The sequence below is a fragment of the Xenorhabdus sp. IM139775 genome (assembly GCF_028598745.1).
Lineage (GTDB): Bacteria > Pseudomonadota > Gammaproteobacteria > Enterobacterales > Enterobacteriaceae > Xenorhabdus.
The window spans coordinates 1-23,500 of record NZ_JAQRFK010000020.1; the positions used below are offsets into that span (position 1 = coordinate 1).

17 protein-coding genes, 2 tRNA genes and 1 pseudogene are annotated in these 23,500 nt (G+C 38.5%); 14 read left to right on the forward strand and 6 right to left on the reverse strand.

Going from position 1 to position 23,500, the window contains the following annotated elements; all coding sequences use genetic code 11:
- Window positions 1–112: 112 nt before the first annotated feature.
- The gene (dauA, locus tag PSI17_RS06540; protein ID WP_273551203.1) at window positions 113–1,804 is read right to left on the reverse strand and encodes a C4-dicarboxylic acid transporter DauA; all 1,692 of its coding nucleotides are present in this window, start codon (window positions 1,802–1,804) and stop codon (window positions 113–115) included.
- 379 nt (window positions 1,805–2,183) lie between these two features.
- On the opposite strand from dauA, the gene PSI17_RS06545 reads away from it, so the two are divergent.
- The 3 genes from PSI17_RS06545 to PSI17_RS06555 all read left to right on the forward strand — a co-directional run bounded on the left by PSI17_RS06545 (window position 2,184) and on the right by PSI17_RS06555 (window position 4,877).
- Window positions 2,184–3,176 (forward strand): alpha/beta hydrolase family protein, encoded by a 993-nt coding sequence (locus PSI17_RS06545; protein WP_273551204.1) that lies wholly within the window; start codon window positions 2,184–2,186, stop codon window positions 3,174–3,176.
- A gap of 117 nt (window positions 3,177–3,293) precedes the next feature.
- Complete coding sequence (locus PSI17_RS06550; protein ID WP_273551205.1) at window positions 3,294–3,980, forward strand: helix-turn-helix transcriptional regulator; 687 nt, start codon at window positions 3,294–3,296, stop codon at window positions 3,978–3,980.
- 84 nt (window positions 3,981–4,064) lie between these two features.
- Window positions 4,065–4,877, forward strand: coding sequence for a VOC family protein (locus PSI17_RS06555; RefSeq protein ID WP_273551206.1), 813 nt, complete (start codon window positions 4,065–4,067; stop codon window positions 4,875–4,877).
- 92 nt (window positions 4,878–4,969) lie between these two features.
- On the opposite strand, the gene PSI17_RS06560 is transcribed toward PSI17_RS06555, so the two are convergent.
- Complete coding sequence (locus tag PSI17_RS06560; protein ID WP_273551207.1) at window positions 4,970–5,557, reverse strand: hypothetical protein; 588 nt, start codon at window positions 5,555–5,557, stop codon at window positions 4,970–4,972.
- Between the two features lie 321 nt (window positions 5,558–5,878).
- On the opposite strand from PSI17_RS06560, the gene PSI17_RS06565 reads away from it, so the two are divergent.
- From PSI17_RS06565 to PSI17_RS06600, 8 genes and pseudogenes are all read left to right on the forward strand, one after another.
- Window positions 5,879–6,388: a DUF6622 family protein gene (locus tag PSI17_RS06565; RefSeq protein WP_273551208.1), complete on the forward strand. Its 510-nt coding sequence runs from the start codon at window positions 5,879–5,881 to the stop codon at window positions 6,386–6,388.
- 112 nt (window positions 6,389–6,500) lie between these two features.
- Window positions 6,501–6,626 (forward strand): hypothetical protein, encoded by a 126-nt coding sequence (locus PSI17_RS06570; RefSeq protein WP_273551209.1) that lies wholly within the window; start codon window positions 6,501–6,503, stop codon window positions 6,624–6,626.
- Window positions 6,625–6,975, forward strand: a pseudogene (locus PSI17_RS06575) (zinc-binding dehydrogenase); the annotation flags it as partial. The gene PSI17_RS06570 and the pseudogene PSI17_RS06575, both read left to right, overlap by 2 nt.
- A 261-nt stretch (window positions 6,976–7,236) precedes the next feature.
- The gene (locus tag PSI17_RS06580; RefSeq protein WP_273551210.1) at window positions 7,237–11,676 is read left to right on the forward strand and encodes an inverse autotransporter beta domain-containing protein; all 4,440 of its coding nucleotides are present in this window, start codon (window positions 7,237–7,239) and stop codon (window positions 11,674–11,676) included.
- 267 nt (window positions 11,677–11,943) lie between these two features.
- Window positions 11,944–13,533: a hypothetical protein gene (locus tag PSI17_RS06585; protein ID WP_273551211.1), complete on the forward strand. Its 1,590-nt coding sequence runs from the start codon at window positions 11,944–11,946 to the stop codon at window positions 13,531–13,533.
- 79 nt (window positions 13,534–13,612) lie between these two features.
- Entirely contained in the window at window positions 13,613–15,115 is a 1,503-nt protein-coding gene (locus tag PSI17_RS06590) for a hypothetical protein (protein WP_273551212.1), read from the forward strand.
- A gap of 151 nt (window positions 15,116–15,266) precedes the next feature.
- A complete protein-coding gene (locus PSI17_RS06595) occupies window positions 15,267–16,625 on the forward strand; it encodes a hypothetical protein (protein WP_273551213.1) in 1,359 nt (452 codons plus the stop codon).
- A gap of 10 nt (window positions 16,626–16,635) precedes the next feature.
- On the forward strand, window positions 16,636–18,225 hold the full coding sequence (locus PSI17_RS06600; RefSeq protein WP_273551214.1) for an Ig-like domain-containing protein: 1,590 nt from the start codon (window positions 16,636–16,638) through the stop codon (window positions 18,223–18,225).
- Between the two features lie 65 nt (window positions 18,226–18,290).
- Here PSI17_RS06600 and PSI17_RS06605 read toward each other — a convergent pair.
- Both PSI17_RS06605 and PSI17_RS06610 read right to left on the reverse strand, forming a co-directional pair.
- Window positions 18,291–18,380 (reverse strand) — tRNA-Ser (locus PSI17_RS06605).
- 69 nt (window positions 18,381–18,449) lie between these two features.
- A tRNA-Ser gene (locus tag PSI17_RS06610) sits at window positions 18,450–18,539 on the reverse strand.
- A gap of 330 nt (window positions 18,540–18,869) precedes the next feature.
- On the opposite strand from PSI17_RS06610, the gene ghrA reads away from it, so the two are divergent.
- The gene (gene ghrA / locus PSI17_RS06615) at window positions 18,870–19,817 is read left to right on the forward strand and encodes a glyoxylate/hydroxypyruvate reductase GhrA (protein ID WP_273551215.1); all 948 of its coding nucleotides are present in this window, start codon (window positions 18,870–18,872) and stop codon (window positions 19,815–19,817) included.
- An 82-nt stretch (window positions 19,818–19,899) separates the two neighbouring features.
- On the forward strand, window positions 19,900–20,442 hold the full coding sequence (locus PSI17_RS06620) for a TorD/DmsD family molecular chaperone (RefSeq protein WP_273551216.1): 543 nt from the start codon (window positions 19,900–19,902) through the stop codon (window positions 20,440–20,442).
- Between the two features lie 155 nt (window positions 20,443–20,597).
- Here PSI17_RS06620 and mdtH read toward each other — a convergent pair whose 3' ends face one another.
- Window positions 20,598–21,806: a multidrug efflux MFS transporter MdtH gene (mdtH, locus tag PSI17_RS06625; protein WP_273551217.1), complete on the reverse strand. Its 1,209-nt coding sequence runs from the start codon at window positions 21,804–21,806 to the stop codon at window positions 20,598–20,600.
- Window positions 21,807–21,992: 186 nt separating this feature from the next.
- On the opposite strand from mdtH, the gene rimJ reads away from it, so the two are divergent.
- The gene (rimJ, locus tag PSI17_RS06630) at window positions 21,993–22,577 is read left to right on the forward strand and encodes a ribosomal protein S5-alanine N-acetyltransferase (RefSeq protein ID WP_273551218.1); all 585 of its coding nucleotides are present in this window, start codon (window positions 21,993–21,995) and stop codon (window positions 22,575–22,577) included.
- Here rimJ and PSI17_RS06635 read toward each other — a convergent pair.
- Entirely contained in the window at window positions 22,565–23,494 is a 930-nt protein-coding gene (locus tag PSI17_RS06635; RefSeq protein ID WP_273551219.1) for a serine/threonine protein kinase, read from the reverse strand. The genes rimJ and PSI17_RS06635 overlap by 13 nt on opposite strands.
- Window positions 23,495–23,500 lie beyond the last annotated feature (6 nt).

Below are 23,500 nucleotides of genomic sequence, written 5' to 3' on the forward strand. Positions count from 1 at the left end.
GCGGAAATACAGAATAAAGCCATTAATTGAAGAATGCACCACTAGGTATTTTTTGGTAATAGTTAAGAGGTTACAATCTTGTCCCGCGCGACGCGCGGGACAAGATTTACTTCTATACATCTATTTCCTGTAGCGCCTTGGGTAAAGTGGCATAAAAACTTAATTGCCCTCTAATCGGCTCGATTTTGGCGCGTGCCAGTGTTTTCAACGGCTGAAAAGAGATATCGCACACGACGATATGTTTCTCTTTTCCCATCTCCCGCACAAACCCTTGAAAAGCATGTAACCCACCTGCATCCAGAACAGGAACCGCATCCCACTGCATAATAATGGTTTGATAACCAGTACCTTGTTCTTTCAGTTCAGCAAAAATACGCTCTGCGGCAGCGAAAAACAGAGGCCCATTAATGCGTACAACCAGCAAACCTTCATCATTATTTGTTGCAGGAGAAATACTGATACGGGTCATATTGGCAATTTTGCGCATAAACAGCAGTGAGGCCAACACAATACCAATCGTAATTGCTACCACCATATCAAACAGGACAGTTAATGACAGGCACAGCAACATGACGATGATATCGTCTTTGGGGGCACGGCGGATAAGATCCACAACCTTATGGGCTTCGCTCATATTCCACGCCACAATCAGCAAAATGGCTGACATCGCGGCAAGCGGCAAATAAGAAAGCATGGGGGCAAGAACCAGCAACGTCAGCAATACCAGCAGAGAATGAACGACAGCGGCGATCGGCGAAGTTGCACCCGCCCGCACATTGGCGGCTGAACGGGCAATCGCCGCCGTTGCGGTGATCCCGCCAAAGAAGGGAGCGACAATATTACCCATTCCCTGACCTATCAGTTCACTGTTGGAATGATGTTTTTTTCCGGTCATGCCATCCAGAATAACGGCGCATAACAGGGATTCAATGGCCCCCAACATTGCCATCGAAAACGCGGCGGGCAGTAATGCGGATACGGTATTCCAGCTAATGTCGAGGGAGTGGCTATCAGGTAAATCCCACGGCAGGATGAATTGAGGAAGAATGGGAGGAATACCTTGGCCTTGTGTACCATCTTCCAGCGTATAGTTGAATGATGAACCAATCGTTGCCACATCATGACCCAGCAAATGCATGATGCCCATGATAACCGTACCTGCAATCAAAGCCGGCAAGTGACCCGGTAACTTTAACCCTAATTTGGGCCAGAAAATCAATACCAGCAGGGTGGTTAAACCGATAAGGGTATCGCTGAACTGCCATGAAGGAAGCGCTTGGGAGAGCGCAATCACTTTATTAATATAATTTTCCGGTACATGTTCCAGTTTCAGGCCGAAGAAATTTTGCACCTGCATGGTCGCAATAGTAATCGCAATACCGGAAGTAAAGCCAAGCGTGACAGACAATGGAATGTATTCAATTAGCCGACCAAATCGCGCCAATCCCATAACGAGCAAAATAATGCCTGACATCAGTGTGGCAATCAGTAAACCACTTAGACCAAATTGCTGTGAAACAGGATAGAGTATCACCACAAAAGCCGCCGTTGGCCCAGAAACGCTATAGCGAGATCCTCCGGTCAGGGCGATAACAATTCCTGCAATGGCCGCAGTATACAGGCCATATTGTGGTGCAACACCGCTGCCGATTGCCAGAGCCATCGCTAATGGGATAGCAATGACCCCCACGGTGATCCCGGCAATCATGTCCTTGATAAGACGCGGGAAAGAGTAGGTTTCTTTCCAACACGCGTCAATAAGCGCACTAAATGGACGTATCCCCTTAATTTTACGAGTATTCATTTAATTGAGAACCAAAAATAAGATATCAGATGATGGGCTGAAAAAGTGCTGTCAGCATATCGCTTTTGTTAGCTCAAAAAAGTGTTACATGTCAAAAAGTTAACTAATATTACTTAACATTCAGCGATTTTCCAGATGGAACGGTTAATAACCACCCATAACGGAAATAGTTTTCACATAATGCTTCGAAATAGAAAATGTTTTTTGTCACTTGTTTAATGCACTTTTTTAACGATGGGAAATTGTGTTGAAGCTATTAAAGCAGTTAGATAATTATTGGATTACATTTTTATATTTGGCTTTTAAAGCCTAAGACAAAATGGTAAAAATAGCGAGAAGAAGATATAAAATTTAACAAGAAACTATTAGGCATCTATTTATGAAGAAACAATACCGCTGGCTAAAATTCATCCCTCTTATTTTTAGCTTTTTACTTTCGGCATGTGATGAAGACAACTACAGTTTTAAATTACGTGAAGCTGATTATGCTGAAGAACATAATGAATTCAAAACTCATATTGTTGATGATAGTTTTACTGGTGATGGACAACCCGCTACACCGCCAAAAGAGGTTTTCTCATTAGTATATTACCCTGCTGAGGATGGGAACATGGCTGCATTTCTTAGTACCTCACCAGCAGATAACACTAAAAAATATCCGGCAATAATCTGGTTAACAGGGGGATATGGAGGTATTGGTAATGATGATTTTTTCTGGTCTGAGCGTCCTGCTAATAATGATCAATCAGCTTCAGCATTTAGACGTGACGGATTGGTATTGATGATCCCTAGTTTCAGGGGGGAAAATGCTAATCCTGGGCGTTATGACATGTTTTATGGCGAATTACGTGATATTGAATCAGCAAGACAGTATCTTGCCAAATTACCTTATGTTGACTCAAATCGAATTTATTTGGCTGGGCACAGTACTGGTGGTACTCGAGCGCTATTAGCCAGCGAATATACCAAAGGATTTAGAGCAATTTTTTCATTGGGAGGTATTCCTGATCTACGTTTGCGCCTTAATTATGCGCCTATTCCTGTTGCAGTTCCTTTTGATCAGAATGATCCCAGAGAATTCGAGCTCCGTTCTCCCCGAACTTTTTTAAAATCCATAAAATCTCCCACCTTCTATTTTGAAGGAGAGTATGCTTACTGGGAGGAATTCGATGAAGTTAAAGAGATAGCTTCAAACAAAGATATCCCTTTGTATATTTACCGCATTGAAAATGGTGATCATTTTAATATTATCAGACCATTAACCAATCTTATCGCGGAAAAAATATTAAATGACAGAGAAGAAAAAGTGAACATTGAATTTAATGAAAACGACTTTTTAAAACTTCAACATAATCTTCCATTACCAAATTAATCAGTTGATTGTTGCGCCTCAAAAGAGGCGCCAGAGACAGTCATTACTCCGATACTTTTTTGGTAAGAATGTCATTATTCGGTAGATTTGGTTGGTTAATATTAAGGATAGGATAAATTGTCTAGGGCACTGCGTTTATTAACCCTGATGGAAATATTGCGCAGCTATCATTTTCCCGTGCAGGGAAAAGTATTGGCGCAGGAGTTAAATATTAGTTTAAGAACACTTTACCGTGATATTGCGACCTTACAGGCTCAAGGTGCAAGGATCGAAGGGGAAGCGGGAATAGGTTATGTTTTACGACCGGGATTTGTTTTACCGCCATTGATGCTGACACAAAATGAGATAGAAGCCTTGGCGTTAGGGGCGAGCTGGGTAGCCAGACGCGCCGACCTACAGTTAAAAGCCTCGGCAAATAGTGCGGTCAGTAAAATTGCGGCGGTGATCCCCACAGAACTCAGACAATATCTTGAGACAAATTCATTATTAATTGGGCCAGCAGCGACGAAAATTGAGCCTTCTGTTGATATTCCGCGAATACGGCAAGCGATCAGTCACCGGCATAAAATCACCTTCACTTATTTAGATCTGAAAAACAATCAATCAGCCAGAACAATATGGCCATTTGCGTTGGGATATTTTGACAATATCAGTATCGTTATTGGCTGGTGTGAATTAAGAAAAACATTTCGCCATTTCAGATCGGACAGAATGCGTTATTTGAAGATAGAACAACAGTGTTATCCCCGTTCAAGGCAGTCGTTACTTAAAGAATGGCGGGAAACGGAAAAAATACCGCGTTAGCTACTGACAAAAACTGTCACTTAGTTTTGCTATTTTGAGGACACTTAATGTGTTTAATCAACTATCTGGCTATTGGAGTCTTTTATGTTAACCCTGACTTTTTCTACATCGATCAATGCAAAACCATCTCAGATTTGGGCCCACTATGTCGATTTTGATTTGCGGAAAAAATGGGAGATTGATCTTGAATGTTTTGAATTCGAAGGCGAAGTGAAAACGGGGCAATATGGCAGGATGGTATTAAGGGGGATGCCGGAAATTCGTTTCTATCTTGCAAAGATTGAAGTCAATAAAGAATTCACTGATCAGGTTAATCTGCCACAGATGGGAGTATTAACGTTTTGTCACCAAATTTTGACTGACGAAAATAATATGGCAAAGGGTATTCAGGTGAGTGTTTCTTTTGAACCTGAAGGCAATATTCCTCCTGCTCAGGCTGTCAGTTTTTTTAAGCAAGTGACGCAGGATCTGGTCGAAACACTTTCAAGGCTTAAGGTTGTGGTTGAAAAGAACGAGACAGAAAATTCCGTTTCTGTTGTTAAACCCTATCTTCAACTGATTTATGTCTCTGATATCGAACGTTCCAGCGCCTTTTATACCACTATTTTTAATGCCGAACCGGTTTTTTCCAGCCCACGTTATGTGGCATTTTCTGCGGGCAAGGAAGCGATTTTTGCTATTTGGGGCGGAGATACGAAGCCAGATAACACCGTGCCGCGGTTTTCAGAAATTGGCATTATGCTACCCTCCGGCGAAGAGGTCGATCAGCTTTTTGAGCAATGGCAACAGGAGCCAAACATTAAAATTCAGCAGGAACCCTATACTGACGTTTTTGGCCGCACTTTTCTGGTAAAAGATCCTGATGGTCATATGATTCGAGTATGTCCTTTGGATTAAGGAAAGATTAACCTTATTCATTTGAATTTATTATGCCTGAGAGCGAAAATAATATTTCTTTGGCAAGAAAATTAATTTTGTCTCAGGTATGTTTATTTTTTTAATTTATTAATCATTGCTGATAGCATTCTTTTTCGGATAAATCCACTGGCTGGCCTGATGATAAACCAGTAAAGAGTAAATATTTTCTTAATGTGATTATTAGGACAAAAAACGAATGTTTCTGTTACGAGTGAACGATAACCATCAAGATGTTCCTTAACGAAAAAGCGTAATACTAATTTGGCTGATTTATTGTCATCAAATTGAATAAATGATTCCAGATTAGGTTGTTCGATAATACCTAAATCCATTTGCCAGAATTTACCCGTCAATCCCATTGATATTTCATGGCTGTTTTCATTAAGTACAGTAAAGGTTTTTAAACCAAATTCATGGTTTTTGTCCTTTCTTTTTGTTTTTTTGAGTAAATAATCTGGGCTGTTTCTAATGATCAATAAGGTTTTAATAAATAAATCATCAGGTGTTTCAAAATTTTTTACCGCTTGAATAATCTCACTTGCAGGTGCGTTGATAGGTTTTGATTCATGAATTTCATAAAAATGAAAACAAGCGAGAAAAGGGGTCGGATACTTCCATGTCTTATATTCTTTGCTATTGACTATGCCTAAAAATGTCATTGCTTATCCCTTAGATATCGTTAGAAGAGAGAAATTAACGGAAAGATAAAGTTGCCATTAACGACATTTTTCATATTTTTTAAGAAACCGTCAAGAAAAAAAGGCAGGGGTGAAATGGAGTTGGTTTACCTTTGGTATTATTTATGTTTGTTACTTTTAACCAGATCAGTCATTGGCAACTGATATGAACAGAATGACTTATTTATATCTTAATTAAGCATCAATAGTTTTTTATCGCTTAATGATAGATGAACATGAATGATGGTCTATTTTATTAGAATTATTAAGAGCTTAACGCTCAATGTTAAGAAGGGGAATGATATGTCAATTTTAGCCATTATCAAAGGTACGCCCATCTGGGTTTGGATTTTATTCATATTTCTGATTCAACGGGGTAGCAAAGCGTTATATGACAGGGAGATGCGAATTGATCGGCTGTTTTTTATGCCGGTATTGTTTTTTATATGGGCGGTTTACAACGTATTAAATGAAACGACATTCTCAGATTCAGCATTTTTGGCACTGATTGCAGGTATCGTTGTAGGAGGGATGATTGGTTGGAACTTATGGCGTAACCAACCAAGATTAAGGAAAAATAATGAAAATGGCCTTATCATCCGTTCGGGAACCCCTTTGACTTTGATTCTGATTGTTATCGTTTTTATCGTGAAGTTTGTTTTTTCTGCCATGATAAGTATTCACTCTGAGTTGTTATATTCTTTCAATTTTAATGTGATATTTGGTTTTATTTGTGGCTTATCGGCTGGCGTGTTTTGGGGCGGAACGCTTAATTTATTTATTCCCTATTATAGAAATAACAAAAAGGCATGATCGATAGGCATCGCTTATGAGTGCCTGTTCTACAACCGAATGAATTGGCTATCTTCCGGCCTTTGTTGTTAATCTACCATTCTTACCCATATATTCTGATAAGGAGAAAGAAATGTCAGTCTATTCATTTCTTGGGGAGATGGCCGCGATTGAGATTAGCCGACCGGGAGAGCCTGATGTTTTGACGCCGATAAAAATGCCGGTTCCTGAGCTTGGGGCTGGGGAGATATTGGTTTGATGTGATTGTTGATCTCATCGCGGGTGATTATGTGGCAAAGAACTTTCATGCAGCAGCCACCGAGGGCAGGATTATTCAAATTGGGGTACAAAACGGCAACGCAAAAGAGCTTGACTTGATGCTGCTACTGAAGCAACGGCTGACCATCACAGGTTCGACATTGCGCTCTCGTCGTGTTGAAGATAAAGCCAATATTGCCAGGGAATTACGTGAAAAAGTCTGGCCTTTATTGGCGCAGGGGAAAATTAAGCCACCGATTTTTAAAACCTTCCCGCTAAATCAAGCCTCAGAGGCTCATGCACTGATGGAAAGCAGCGAGCATATTGGGAAAATTGTGTTGGTGGTATAGGAAATTTTAAGTGCTGTTTAAATGATCCCTTCGGATTGTTGCCATCGGCCTCGCTGATTAAAAATGTTTAAAAACAGGGTATTAAGTATTTTTCTGAAAATATTAACCATGGCAATTCAGTATATGATCATGGGATAAAAATTTTGCATTATGCCATTTTTTATATCTTAACTAATATTAGGAGTGGGAATTAACATCATTCAATAAATGAGAAACTAAAAGATGTCTCAGTCGATAGTGAAAATTTTGAAGTGTTCATCTATGTCATCCTATACTAAGAGAAGCATTGTTTTTTTTGTTCTCTTTTATACATTGCTAATACCTTCTACTATGATTAACGCTTTAGCTGAGGGTAATATAATAACTGAAAAATCATATGCTCATTTAAAAAAAAACAATGATAACTCAAAGTCTGATACACCCTATGTTCTTGTAAATAATATCCAAACAGTAAGCCATGTTCTGTCTTCTTCTCCTTCAGAGTTAGCTGAACAAGCAAAATCCTATGCTTTGAGTAAAGTTAACGGAACTGTCTCTTCTGAGATGCAAAAATGGTTATCTCAGTTTGGTTCTGCCAGAATTTACTTTGGATTGGATAAGAAAGGGACGTTGAAAAACAACTCACTCGATCTATTACTGCCATTTTATGATAGTAAAACAGACTGGCTCTTTTTTTCTCAATTGGGTTACCGTAATAAAGATAGTCGGAATATAGTTAACGTAGGTTTAGGTGGCCGTTATTTTTATCAAAATTGGATGTATGGCCTAAATACTTTTTATGATCATGATATTACAGGAAAAAATCAACGTCTAGGGCTAGGAGGGGAAATATGGGGAGATTATATTAAATTTTCTACTAATGCCTATTATCACTTAAGTAGTTGGCAAGAATCACAGAATTTTGATGATTATCATGAACGTGCTGCTAACGGCTATGATATAACGGGAGAATTTTTCCTGCCTGCGTACCCTAATCTGGGTGCAAAACTGACGTATGAGCAATATCTTGGTAATAATGTAATGTTGTTCGATTCTGACACCAAGCAGAAAAACCCCAGTCTAGCTACATTAGGCTTGACTTATACTCCATTTCCATTATTTAAAATGGGGATGGATTATAAGCAAGGAGAAAGTGGTCATACTGAAACTCAATTTTTGGCAAATTTAAATTATAAATTTGGTGTCCCTCTTAATGCCCAATTATCATCAGATAATGTCTCCTTAATGCGGACATTGGCGGGTAGCCGTTACGATTTAGTAGAAAGAAATAATAATATTGTTTTGGAACACCAGAAAAAAGAAAAAGCAGCGTTGATCGAGTTGGAGCCTATTGTAGGCTATGGCCATCAAGAGATAAAGGTTAATTCACCGGTGCCGCCTGATTCTGATATTAAACAGATTAAATGGGTTATTACAGATAAAGAATTTCACCATAATAATGGTAAACTTTCTTCTGAATCAGGTAACAGCATCACCATTACCCTGCCCAGCTATCAAGAAACACATCAAAATGATTACATACTTAATATATTGCCAGAATCCATAAAAAGAAAACAAGTCAAGCCTATTGAAGTACATCTAAAAGTTCTGCCTTTTTTGATTGATGGGCAAGTGAACATTGTTCCGCCTGAATTACCAACAGCAAACGGTAAAAAAGAAAACGGATATACTTTTGATGCCCCTGTTATTACCTATGATGGTTCTCCATCCGGAACATTTGTCAAAAATGCCAGAATTGATAAGGTTAACTGGTCAACTGAGCCGGCTTTAAGTGAGCACTCTGGCTTAAAGTTTATGTGGAATAATGAACCTGCGAAAACAAATGAAAAGGGTGAATTAACAGATGAAAAAGGGAAATTAAAACCTAACGAGTTAGTCAGTACAAAACCGTATGATAAGGTAGATGTTTATATACAGCTAGATGGTGCTCCACGGCAAAAAATAGGGTCAGTGAAATTTAGTCAGGATAAATCGCAATACAAAATCAAGGACGGTAAACTGAATGTCACCCCTGATCCCAAAATTGCGCAGGTTGCAGATGGTATTCAAAAGTATACTTATACAGCAAATATCATCGCTAATGACGGTTTAGCGGTCGATGAGGTTGATAATGTAAAGTGGAGTGCGGTAGGCAAAAATTCAGAAGGCAAAGAAGTTAAAAATATTCCTGTAGATGGCCAAACGGGCACCGTTAAGACGCATGAAGGAAAATTAACGGCAACATTAAGCAGTAAAATTCCATTAAAAGATGTAGTCGTGACTCTTTCTATTGAAAACAAGGCGTCAGCTTCAGCAGAGCCGGTTTCTTTTGTTCCTGATATTAAAAGTTACCGTGTCGACAATATTATCATTGATAATAAAAGCCCGCTCATCGCAAATGATGATAACACATATACCTATACGGCCTATATCGTAGACCGTAATGGAAGTGCTGTGCCAGAGGGACAGAAAATTTCCAATATAAACTGGGCTAAAAATAATAATACCGAAGGACTCAAATTCACTTTCAGCAATGGGGTTGATACTACGGGGCCTGGCGGAACATTAACGGCGAAACTGGTTAGTACGGCTGTTGTTGATAATATTGTAATTTCTCTTGCCGTTGAAAATCAAAAAGCCCCGTTTTTAGCAAAACCTGTGGCTTTTATCGCGGATACATCAAGTTACCATATTGATGGAGTTTTGGCAGTTGATTTCAAAGGTCCCCTGACCGTAGGTGATGGGAAATTCTATACGTTCAAAGCCGTTATTGTTGATCGTAATAAAGACAAGGTGATAAATCAGCCAATTGATGCTGTTATATGGAAAGCAACAGATGATAAAGGGCAAGATGTTAAGCTAAGGACACAGGAAACCAGGACGAATGATGTTGGTGAGTTGCTCGCAACGCTGGATAGTTCTGTTCCATTAAATGGCGTGAAAGTTTCACTTGCTATTGAACATCAAGCCGCTGTGACAGCAGAGCCAGTTTCTATTAAACCTGAAAATATTTATGTGGCATGTAAGGCCAGTGGTGAGCGCCCTGTATTAGTGACGGAAAGTTATACCTGTACAGCAAAAATAACAGATGCTGTTGATGAAGAAGTCACGGGTAAAATAGTTAATTGGAAAGTTAAAAATAATTCCAATTTAGAACTCATGCCATCTTCCGGGAAAACAGATAATAACGGGGAAGTAACAGCAACATTGACTAGCCATGTTGATACGCAGGATCTCGTCGTTACGGCTTCCGTTGATGGTCAATCCGGTGAAGGTGAATCGAAAGAGAAAATTAGTTTTGTCTGGACGGAAATAACTATTGAGAGATCACCAAAAGATCACGATATTACTGTTGGCAGCCAGGGAAAATACCAATTAACAGCGACGGTCTGGCGCGAAAAAGATAAAACAGTATATAAAGGACAAGAAATTACATTCAAATGGACTAAACCTCAACTTGAAGATGGTACGGAGGCACCTGATACAAATTTATCGCCACCAACGGATATCCCACAATCTGTAAATTCTGGTGATGGTACACTGAAAGCGGATATAGAAAGTAATAAGGTACAGCAGGTAAAAGCCTGTATTTATATTGATGGCAAAAATCCGGCCTCAGCGGTATGTTCGGGGTTGATGAAATTCGTTGAACCTCCAGTGGAGTTCGACATTGTCAGTGTTGAAGTGACAGATTTTAATGAAAATAAGCCATTATCGGGTGATGGAATATCGGAATATCATTACAAAGCGTTAATTGTGAAAAAAGGCACGACAGATCCTGTTGTCAATCATAAATTCGAAGGTGTGAAATGGGTACACAATTATACAGGAAGGATTGAAGCCAAAAAATTGCCTCTGCCTGAAGCTTATTCACCAACAAATGATGATCCGTTTAAAACAGATAAGGACGGGTTTTTATACGCAACATTGAAGAGTCATGTAGGTGTTGAAAAAGTTAAGGTTACTTTGACGATACCGAAACCAGATCATACGACAGCTGAGCTTGATGCAGATAAATTCGTGGAATTTAGTCCTGTTCCTCAACCTGCGGTGTTGTATGTTTATAGGCAGGGTCATGAAAAACAAGTAAATAAGTTCTTTGATAATACGAACGGTAAAGACCACCCACATACTTTTTTTAGTACATTACGGGGGGAATTGAGAGATCCTAAAAAACCTTCTGTTTCTTTTGCCGAGGATGAAATCACTTATGGGATAATTGATGTTGACTCACCAATCTATGGAGACGGAATGTTAGATTTTGGCGCGGATAATCGCGGCCCTATACAATTTATAACGCCAGGTTCTGCCACAATAACCTCAACCATAAATAAGGAAAGTGGTGAAATTCAATTATATGAATATAAAATGTCTGCTATCAAAGCGATTAATTTTAGTTCTGGCGAATACAAAACTGTAATTGATGAAATTAGTTGTGATAATAATTCTGCTGAAATTGCTGGTTTTTACAATGATCTGTTTTCAGATAAGGAAGCCTCTTCGGCAGATATTTATTCTCTGCATAACGAATTTGGTAATTTATTTGATTGGGGGGTGTTTGTTAATGACCCTAGCATGGAAAAAGATAAAGTCACTTTTATAGTAAAAAACACTGATATGAATGAAAATGGTGAATACCGAATTTATGATGCTAAGAATAATAAATTCGATAATTATAATGAAGGCGTTATTTTATGTTACACAGCGATAAAAAATAAATAGATAAAAATGAAACGCCTCATATAAAAATATGTAACACTGAGTGATGAAAAAAAGTTATCAGTTGATAACTTTTTTTCATTGGTTTTTGGATTTTAATATGCTTACTCTACGCGACAGGAACTCAAATTTATTTTAATCATAATAATGCTGAGTTACTATTGTATTAGTTTAATGTTCCTGATGTGAAAAATAAATTAATATAGTAAATCTGAGTTAACTAAACCAGCAGTAAGCTATAACTAATGTAAATTAAAACGAGGTGATAAAATGCCAGATAAAAACAATAAAATGGATATTTCAATTCTCCATAATGCCGATTTAGTGATCGGCCAATATGTTAGTTTTGTTGTAACATTAAGTTCGGATAAACCTATTATACCAGCAAAAAGTATAATTATAAAAAATGCCAGTAATAATATACAACTCGACCAGATTTCTGTTCCACTTGTACTCGGATCTCAGGCACTCACAGCTTACGCACAATTGAGATTTACCGTGCTTAAGGAGGTGAATGGTAACCCTGTAAAAGATGGTGCTTCCATTACATTCGAAGTCGATACTGATGCTACTGTAGTTTCTGACAAAAGTGGTTTTCAGCCTATAAAATTTGCTGGTACAGCGAATGAAATTGATATAAATTCATTGGCGCTTTTTGTTGAGAAGCCTTATCTACAAGTACCGTTAGATGGCAGTCAATCAAAACCTACAGCAATATACACGACTTTGAGAAATAAAAGTACGCATAAACCCTTGATTGGTACTCCTGTATTTATTACTTCACAACAGAAAGATAAAATAGAACAGTTTGATTTTAAAGATGCTGATAATAAAAAACAGATTGTTCCTGAGAAAGTTGGTCCTAGTAAAGGGTTAGTTATTGCTTCGAATAAAGATGGCTTGGTGAAATTTTATCTCTATCCTAGACTATCATTAGTGAACGTACTTACTTTATTGACTATTATTCCAGGTAATATAAATGGAGCTATGGCTGTAGCTAAGAATATAATTTATGCGGTTAACTATAGTAACCCTGGCTATATGAATTCTATAGGTATACCAAGTATTCTTGGTAATACACCTAATGGTTTAATTGCAAATGGAGGAGAGCCAGATTTTCTAACAATTATAAACAGTTATCCAGGGGCATCAATAGGGGATGTGGTTATTTTTTTTGTTGAAAATAATTATACCGGTCAGTCTGTAACTATTTTGAATCCAGAAGAACAATTCGATAAATACAAAATAAAACTTCCTTATTCTATCTTTAAACAAGGTAAGCCATCTGATTTTTCTTATGCTGCGATTAGTTCAACTGGGGATGTGTCATATTCTGTGCCAATAAAAGTAACGTATTTAGGTGGTATTCCTTATGAGCCAGAAAAAAAAGTTGAGAGAGATTATAAACTTTGCATAACTCACACCAGTCTTGGTGTTGGCCCTGATAATATTATACCTCCTGATAATGATGTTAGTCATAGTAGTATAATGAAATATCCTGGTTATAAACATGATGGATTGTTTGTTGAAATTGTCCGCTCTAATACAAATATTAAAGGGGAATTAAAATCAGTGCCGTTAAATATAACGGAAGTTACCTTAAATATGTATGTGAATGCAGATAACAAAAGTTTTATTATTTCTTATACTACCCCAATTAGCTTACAAGACATTGGTGGTCAAGGAGGCAATCCAGATTCTATTTTCTTCCATATTCCCTATGATGACATAGTTGGTGTGGAATGGAGTGGTAATATTAGTTTCGACTATCAATTTTTTCAAGATGAAACTGTACAATACAGTGCTGTTTGGAGTGGGTTTATTGGGACTGTGCCAAATTCATATTCAGATAATAATTAATTGATAAAAAATAGATGAGCGCTGACTATAACAGCGCTCTTATATCATATTTTTATAATATAAATGAGGAAATATCGATATGTCTGGTGCAATAAAGTTTTCCTTACCTAATAATGGTGATTTGATAATAGGGCAAAGTTTTTTATTCACAGTGACCTTGTTGTCTGATAATGGTATAGATAATAACTCCTCTATCATTTTTTATAATAGTAAAAATATTACCGTGCCTTCTGATGCTATTTTCTTAACTTTAGATCAAGATAAAAAGAAGGCTATGGCAACAGTTACTCTTACCGTGCTTAACTCTATATCTGAAAATGAAGAGATTTATTTTAGCGTAAAAACATCGTTAAGTGGCATTCAGTCGCAAACATTGCAAAGCACCGCAAAAACAATTGATTTCAGATCATTAGAGTTAGTTGTCGATGATGTTTTTTTGCCAATGCCAATATCATTTAATAATTCTCAAATAGGGACTATATCAACTAAAGTTCATGCAATTATAAGGGATGAAAGTGGTAGGGTATTATCAGGAGTGCCTGTATTTATAAAGTCAAATGCTATTGGAGAGTTAGAGGAAGTAATTGTTTATGCTAATGATAAAGAAACAGAAGTTAATGTTCAGAAATTTGGTGACTATGATGGTTTTTTTGTAAATTCAGATGAAAAAGGAAAAGTAGAGTTTTATATTGCTCCTAGGGAATCATTACCATTGGTCATTGAACTATCTTCTGCAATACCTAATTCAACCGATTTTGTTTTTGCTCAAAACTCTATTTTTATCGTTGTTGATAATATTAAAGATTATCAGCAACCTTTGGAGGTAATCACAGCTATTGACGGTAATTTAACATCAGAAGGAGAAAGTAAATTCTGGGTGGATATATCACCGTGCAAAGATTATGAAATTGGTTATTTTTTGTTGTTTTTGGTTAATAAAGAATATAAGTACTACACAAGGATTCTTGATAAAGATAAAAATAGGCCGTGTTTAATGGAGTTACCCTATTTTATTTTTCAGAAAAATGAATTATCAAAATTATCTTATATTGTCATTCAATCAAATGGAGATATATTAGCTAAATCCAGCCCTATGGATATCACTTATAGAGGAAGGCCAAATAAACCATGGCAAGATGTTAACAGAGTATATGAACCTTGTCAGGTTTATACCAGCTTCGATGTGCTTCTGGAACAAGATGATCATATCAATAACCAAAAGATAGCTAATCATAGCCATAACCCGGATGATGCAGGTTTGTTTGTCAGAATAACAGGAACTAATGATAACAGTGATGCGACTAAAGCAAAACTGGGTTCAGAAATTATTTTAAATTTATATATTAATTCAAAAAACAGAACGATAACACAACCTTTTAAACATCGTATTCCATACCAACCAGATGAACCGGGTGGCAAAACAGCAACATTGACGTTTAATATACCTTATAATTTATTGGATAATAATTGGGCCTTTCCTTATCATGGTGGGGAGATTTTCTTTGATTACCAAATTGGTGATGATAATGATAGGAATGTGACCTATGGTGGTATTTGGTCTGGGTTTATTGTTACACCTTAAAATGGAAAAATAAATAAAACATCAAAATTATAAGGACTCTTTACTCCTCGCAGTATGAGGAGTAAAGAAGTGAATTAATGTTTTTAACATTAATTATTAATTCACTAAATGAAAAAATATTTTTTGAAATCATTTCTCTAAAAGGTAATTTATGAGCGGAAAAAATAAAAACCCTCTATCAGCACCTAAATTACCCCAAGGTGGTTTAGGTAGTGTGGTTAACATGCCCGATATTATGGCAATGGATGTTAAATATATAATAATGCAAGTAGGTAAATATAACGAGGTGGAGTTGCTGGATAAAATAGAAGGGGAGATCTATGTAAAAGGTAATGAAAATGCTAAAGTGAAAAGTATTCCTTACTATATAACAGCAGATAAATTAGAACAGGATTTTTACTTTTTATTGTTTTATGTGAAAGATATGAGCATATTTGGAACGTGTGAAGCTAAATATACAGTAACAGATTTAAATAAGAATCAATTTTATTCACCAGTGTCAAATATTACAATTATAGGAGATTCTAGCATGGGTAGTTCAGACAATGAGGTCATCTTTCTTGATGAGAAACGTTCAAGATTATCTTTACAAGAAATTGAACATGAAGGTGGAATTAGAGTTCGTGTTAAATTTAAAGCGTTAGCGCCTTATGATACTTTAGTGATTACAGCTAAAATTTTGGGGAAAGATAGTTCGGAATTAATGTCTCTGACATCTGATGATATTCTGTTGACTCCCAGTGATATAAATAATGGTTATGCAGATTATACAATAAAAACAAATACAGTTAACTTTTTAGAAGCAGAGTCTGTTGTTGCAAGCTTTTCTGTTGCTAATAAACAAATAATATCAAGTTATACTCAGGTTTCCATTTTTAATGATATAGATACTGTCAATATTAAAGTACAAACAACCAAAAACATTGGCCCTAGTCCCAGAGATTATCCCGATGTAAAACCTTTTTTAACAGCAGTAATATATACCGGTTCAAGTAGTAACCCAATCAAAGCTCAATTAACAAATGCTCACTTTGATAATGGTGCTAGTGATGCTGTGGTAGATAACTTAGATGCAAGCGGTGTGGGTTATCTTCGTATCTATAGTGATGACATTACCAGAAATAGCGTGTTAAGCCTTAACTATGAAGATCCCATTATTGCCTATAAAGTTCCTCTGGATTTTTCAAATTGGATGGTATCTTCAGGAGAAGAACTCTCTTATACCTATAGTTCTTATGGAGTTGCAGATGGAATTTGTCAATGTTTTCTTCTTATCAGATTCTTATCAAAAAAAATCACTGGCATTAAAGTGAGTTTCGATAGTTCTGATATTAAAATTAACGGCGGTAGTAATACGTTAGAAATACTTAATCCTGATAATAGTAAAATATTAACTTATGAATTGACATCCAATAAAGCTGTTCGAACTAATTTCACTATTAATGTTAATGGTATTTCTATGGGACAGATTCGTAATACTATTGTTTTTGTCGATCCTCTTACACTTTGAGCAGAATAATATGACTATTTCAGTGAAATTTTTTCAATCTTATGAACTTTTTCAAGGAAGGTCAGCTACTAATATTCAGTTTTTAGCTTATGACGAATTTATTGTATTGGGTGAGTTAGAGTTAATTGTTGAATGCTCATTAGGTAGCTTTGTCATTAATGGCCAAGAGACAGACCAAAAAAAACTATCTTGTCAGACAGATGGAATAGGGGAAGCCTCTGTTTCTATTGTGGGGCCGGATGTAGGTGGTGATGGTCAGTTGACTGTCTTTCTTCAGGAAAACGGTAGACAAATTGCTGTGCAGTCCTATCATTTCACAGCGACAGCACATTATACACTTAATTTTAATGTAATTACTGACTATGCAATGGCTGATGGTGTGCAGAGTAATAAGGTTAAGGCGATCCTTACAGGAACCGGTTCAGGGGTAAATCTCGCTAAACGTCAGTTGGATTTAAGTGTTACAGGCTCGGCGTCTTTTGAGAAAGGGAGTCAAGTTCAAGCGATTTCTGTTACTACTGATATATCAGGAAATGCAAGTTTTAAACTTTATGATACCAATAAAGAGGGGGAAACGGTAACGTTAACGGGTTTCTTGGATGCCAGCAAAACAGCTCACGCAATCGAACCCATTCATTTTCAGCGTAATCTGGATTGTGAAACTTCTCCTCCTGCCGATGGGAAATATATCAGAACAATTTTTACCTATTCTATTAATAACCAACAATATCTTTTCCGGCAACGTAAATGTGATCATCTGGTGACTGTGCATAAACTGGTATCAGGCGGAAAGATGGGAGAACAAGTATCCACAGGGCAGAAATGGGTAAATTTCTATGATTTAATATTTCCTTTTATTCTTGGGGAAGAGCAATATATTTTCGGATTAGCCAAGGATTTTATTAACACATCAAAAAATACGCCTAAGTCTTATTGGATTATTGTGAAGCTCGATGAGAAAGGAGAAAAAACAGTTGTAGACAGTGGTTATTGGGATAGCGCCTATGATGTAGGGTTTGCGTATGCAATTGGTAGTAGTCAATTTATTTATCTTCATAGTAAAGATAAAGATAAAGATAAAAATGAAAGATATCCTTGTATTATCCGGAAAATTTTACCTAATGGAAAAATGGGGGATATAACAGATGAATTTACTTTGGATAGCTTCTACGAAGCGACATTTTTCTTTTCGATGGAGGAGCAAACATACTTATATGTCCATACAAGTATTGACCGTTCTGCTTATACTTATAAATTAAATGGAGATGGTAGAATGGGAGAATTGGTCTCATCCAATACTTGGTCTCATTTTTATTGTCCTCAGTTTACATATTCTATTGGAAAAAAATATTATTTTACAGGCCAAAGTCTTTACAATAACCTTTGGTTTATTAGTTATATATATAGTGGAGGCCTTCCTGAAGCCGCAGATGAACAGATAAATTCGTGGGATACTGGTTATCAATATCAAGTTCCATTTTCGATTGATGGTCATCAATATTTTATTAGGCAGGATCAAAGTAAGAATCATTGGTATATTACGGAACTTTTGAATAATGCTAAGATGGGAAATGATACAGATTCTAGTGATAATCCTTAATTTGTATTAAGGTTTGTATAAACACAAAAAATCCCGAACGTTAGTTCAGGCTTTCTCATAAAAAATGGCGGTGAGGGAGGGATTCGAACCCTCGATACGTTTTCACGTATACACACTTTCCAGGCGTGCTCCTTCAGCCTCTCGGACACCTCACCGTGTTTTTTTCTTACTTGTCTTGGTACTAAAAAAGCCTGAGTGTTTCGTTCAGGCTCTTTCATAGAATATGGCGGTGAGGGAGGGATTCGAACCCTCGATACGTTTTCACGTATACACACTTTCCAGGCGTGCTCCTTCAGCCTCTCGGACACCTCACCATATTTTGTTATTGCAGTTATTTCTTTTGGCTTCATCGCTGCAACGGGGCGCTACTATAGGGAAAAGCAGGGCAGGCGTCAACAGGCTTGTGATGATTTTTTCAGGCTTTTTGACCAATTAGACAAATAAAAAACAATTTGTGTGCTCGGTAGGCAGTTTTGAGAGTAAAAGATTGTTTTTATTGCAGTGAATCTTTGTTGCAATAAATCACAGAAAATTTGTTAACCAGATAACATTATCAATATTTTCATTCCTGTCTTTCTATCAGAGGCTTGCAACCGTTCAGCAATAAGTTAACTCTATTAGAAAACAAAAAGGAATGACATTTTATGAACATCATTTTCTTTCACCCTTCCTCTCATTTTAATTCTGATAAATGGATCCAAGGAATACAAACCAGATTACCCGAAGCTAATGTCCGGCAATGGGTGAGTGGTGATAATGCGCCTGCTGATTATGCTTTAGTCTGGTTGCCTCCCTATGAAATGCTGGCGGATCGTCAGGATATCAAGGGGATATTTTCGCTCGGCGCGGGTGTGGATGCCATCCTTAAACAAGAATTGGAAAATCCGGGTACACTGCCGCAGGCGATCCCACTAATACGTCTTGAAGATGCCGGGATGGCACGGCAAATGCAGGAATATGTGGTTTCCTCCATTTTATACTATTTCCGCCGCATGGATGAATATAAACAATATCAAGAACAGCGTCTTTGGCATCCCATGCCTCCCCATCATCGGAAGGAATTTGTGATTGGGGTTTTGGGTGCAGGGGTTTTGGGGCGTAGCGTGATTGAAAAATTGCAGGCGTTTGATTTTCATGTTCGTTGCTGGAGCCGAACGCCAAAACAGATTGATCATGTTGAAAGTTTTTACGGGAAAGCGCAGTTAGGTGATTTTCTTTCTGAATGTAAGGTGTTGATTAATATCCTGCCGGATACCCCGGAAACGCGGGGTATTTTAAATCTTTCATTATTTAAGCAGTTAAAACCGGGTTCATATGTGATCAATATTGCCCGTGGTGCCCAACTTGCGGAACAAGATTTGTTGATCGCCATTGATAAAGGTTACGTTGCCGGCGCTACGCTTGATGTCTTTGTTGAAGAACCCTTATCAAATCTTCATCCCTTCTGGACTCATCCGCGCATTAATATCACTCCGCATATTGCGGCAAAAACGATGCCTGATGAAGCAATGGATAGCATTTGTGAAAATATCCGGCGAATCGAAAAAGGTCAATCACCCAGCGGCCTCGTTGATACGACCCTTGGCTATTAACAAGTTGCTTTACAGCAAGGCAAATAATTAGGGACAATAACATTATTGACTATTCAGGTAAGTTATTGGGAGGGATGAAACCATGAACGAATTTTCTATTGTTTGCCGTATATTGGGAACACTGTTTAACCGGGCACCACAAGATCCTGTTCTGCAACCCGTGATCACCATGATTGCGGAGGGAAAACTGAAACCAGTGTGGCCGTTGGAGCAGGATGCGTTGTTGGATAGGTTGCAGCAAGAGAGTGTATTATCAGCGATTGAAGCGGATTATCAGGCTTTATTTACCGGCGAATCTGCGGGTGTTGCAGTTTGCCGCTCTGATTATACTGATAAGGATGAAAGTGAGATACGTCAGTTTTTAGTCGAGCGGGGTATGCCTGTGTCTGACGCGCCTGTTGATCAATTTGGCTCTTTAGTGTTGGCTGCCTCATGGTTGGAAGATCAGGCGGCGGAAGATGAAGTTCAGGCACAAATTAAGTTGTTTGATGAATATTTATTGCCGTGGTGCGGGCAATTTCTCGGTAAAGTTGAAGCTCATGCAACGAGTGGTTTTTATCGGACGCTGGCGATAATGACCCGAGAAGCATTGCAGGCGTTACGTGAAGAATTGGATATTGATTAAAGAGACTTCATCCGCATATGTCTTGATTTATTGATTGCTTATACCCGTCGTACTTCAAGATGCCTTGATTATCACCCCGTGCCGTAGGGTGATAATCAGTTGCTTTTGCCTTATGAGCCGTAACTTGAGGTTTATAGGGTATTGTTATTGGCGCACTATTTTATTTTACTGATAACGATAGGTTCAATTTTCTTCTGGTTGAATTGGTGATGCAGGGCATAAATGGTGATTAGACCGATTAATCCCAGCAGAAGCCACGGTAATTGCGGCATATTCAAGGCATGGCCGGTATCGTAGAGCCAGCCACCGCCGGTATAGCCCAATGCGCCTCCCAATGCCAACCCCAGGCGGCTGAACCCCATGTAACTTCCCCGTGCCCGCGGATCGGCCAGTGACGCACTCAACGTTTCACGCGCAGGCTCTGCCGTGACCATGCCCAGATAGAACAGGCAAATCAGGCCAAAGATGAGATGCAATTGATTGACCCAACCGATTGGGAACATGCAGAGACTCATTAAAAACAGACCCGCCATCAAGCGTTGCTCTTGGCGAAAGTATTTTTCACTCCAGCGTGCAATCGGATAGAGCAGCGTCAGGGAAATCACGGCTTCGATGGCATACATCCATTTAACGGCGGTGGCTGTACCGGAAATTTCATGGATAATGATCGGAAACATCAGCATAACTTGTACTGATAGCACAAAATAACCGGCTAATGTCAGTACATAGTAAAAGAATCGGCGATCTTTAATCACGCGCGCCAAACCTTCCTTGATAGGTGTCCGAATGGTTGAGATACGGTAGGCAGGAAGAAATAAAGCGTTAAACAGGGCGGCCAATACAAAAATGGTTGCGCCAATCCAGCAGACAAGATTGAAATTATATTGTAACAACCAGCTTCCTACCAGTGCCCCAATGACAGCGCCGGCGCTGTCCTGCATCAATAAAAGTGAATAAAAACGATTACGTTCATGTGGGCGGGTTAATTTAATCACCAATGCCGCCCTGGGGGGATCGAATAAGGTTCCACCCAATCCAGACAGAATACAGGAAAGGAGCAATATCCAAGGCTCAAATGCCATCGCCATCAGGGCAAAGCCCAATGCACGCAGCAACATGCCCGTGACAATCATTGGCTTGGCACCGAACTTATCCGCAATAGCACCGCCGAAAATGCCCAGTCCTTGTTGTACCAGTTGACGCAGGCCAAGTGCGAAACCGACAATAACCGCTGCCCAACCCAGTTGTTCGACGAAACGAATTGAAATTAAAGGAAAAACAACGAAAAATCCTAAAACAACTAATAGATTATCAAATAAAAGAAAATATTTACCCAAGCTACGTGCTTGTGAAACTAATGACATTTTGCACCATTGAATTATTTGAAATATGAAAAAAGATGAAGATGAATTGCTGGTTATTTTGGACTTAATTTCGGTATTAAGGTAGAGGGGGGATAGATGATATTTTTTTATCGTTGCAGGATGATAAAAAATGTCGCAGGCGTTAAATTATTAGAACATATTCCAAAGTTAATATCAGGAGAAACCATGTTTGGTTATCGTTCTACATCCCCCAAAATCCGCTTTATTACGGACAGAATAGTCGTTCGTGTGGTGTATGAGCGGGATGCTTATCGATTGGCTGAATATTATGCAGAAAATAAAGATTTTCTCAAGCCGTGGGAACCTATCAGGGAGGGGAGTTTTTATCAACCTTCCGGGTGGACAAACAGGTTGAATTATATTGCGGAATCACAACGGCAGGGATCAGCATTTAATTTTTTGTTATTAGATCCTGATGAAAATGACGTGATGGGGGTGGCTAATTTCACTAATGTTGTGCGAGGGGCGTTTTATTCCTGTTACCTTGGTTATTCTTTGGGTGAAAAATGGCAAGGGCAAGGGCTAATGTATGAAGCCTTGCAACCGACAATCCGCTATATGCAGCGCTACCAGAAAATGCACCGGATTATGGCTAATTACATGCCACATAATCATCGCAGTGGCAATTTACTTAAAAAGTTAGGTTTTGAGCGGGAAGGTTATGCCAAGAATTATTTAATGATTGATGGGGACTGGCAGGATCATGTGCTGACATCATTGATTGATGATACGTGGGATCAGGCTGATTGATAAATTGCCACGAATTCGGTTATGGACGGTGGACGTTCTGACGGATTTATTGCCAGGGCCGCATCAATGGCATGTAGAAACGATAAGGAGTACCCTGCTGGCCGTAATTTAGCCAGCGGCTGATAATTATCGTCAAGATTGCGAACAATACTGACGGGAGGGGGCTTGCCCACAATCAAAGTGTATAGCACCGCCCCCAACGCGTAGATATCCGTCCAAGGCCCTTGTTGGTTTTCTTCATTGGCGGTGTACTGTTCCACGGGGGTAAAGCCGGATCGGACGGTTATCTCGGTATCATCAGACAAGCGTTTTGTTGTCTGGCGGGTCGATCCTAAATCCAGCAATATGGGGGATTGACTCTCCCGGATTAAAATATTGTCCAAAGAGATATCGCAGTGTAGATAATTTCTTTGGTGGAGTGTATCAAGCGCATCCAACAACGGAAACAGGATCTGACGCAGCCAGTTTTCATTAATAAGGTGTGAGTGCCTTATCCACAATTTATTTAATGTCATGCCCCTGTAAAAAGGCATCGCGATATACGCCGTGTCGTTTTGTTGCCAAAAGCGCAGAAAATGGGGAAGAGAGGAATGTTCGAGATAGGACATCAAATGGGCTTCGCGGATAAAGTCCTGCAATCCGGCATGAAACCGTTTTTTTAGCTTTTCTTTTCGTAAGTCCTTTTCTCCCCCTAAATCGAGTATCATGTCTCGGCGACGGATGGCAAAAGAGTGGGGCATATATTCTTTGATAGCAATAGCGTGTTTTAGATGATGATCCCAAACACGATACACAATACTGCCCCTGCTTTTGCTAATGACTTCTTCGATTTCAAATTCATTGAGACAGTACCCAATGGGAAGCGGGTGAGTAAAGCCAATGTTGCCATCGTCATAAGTTCGGTAGAAATTCTGCACTTGGAT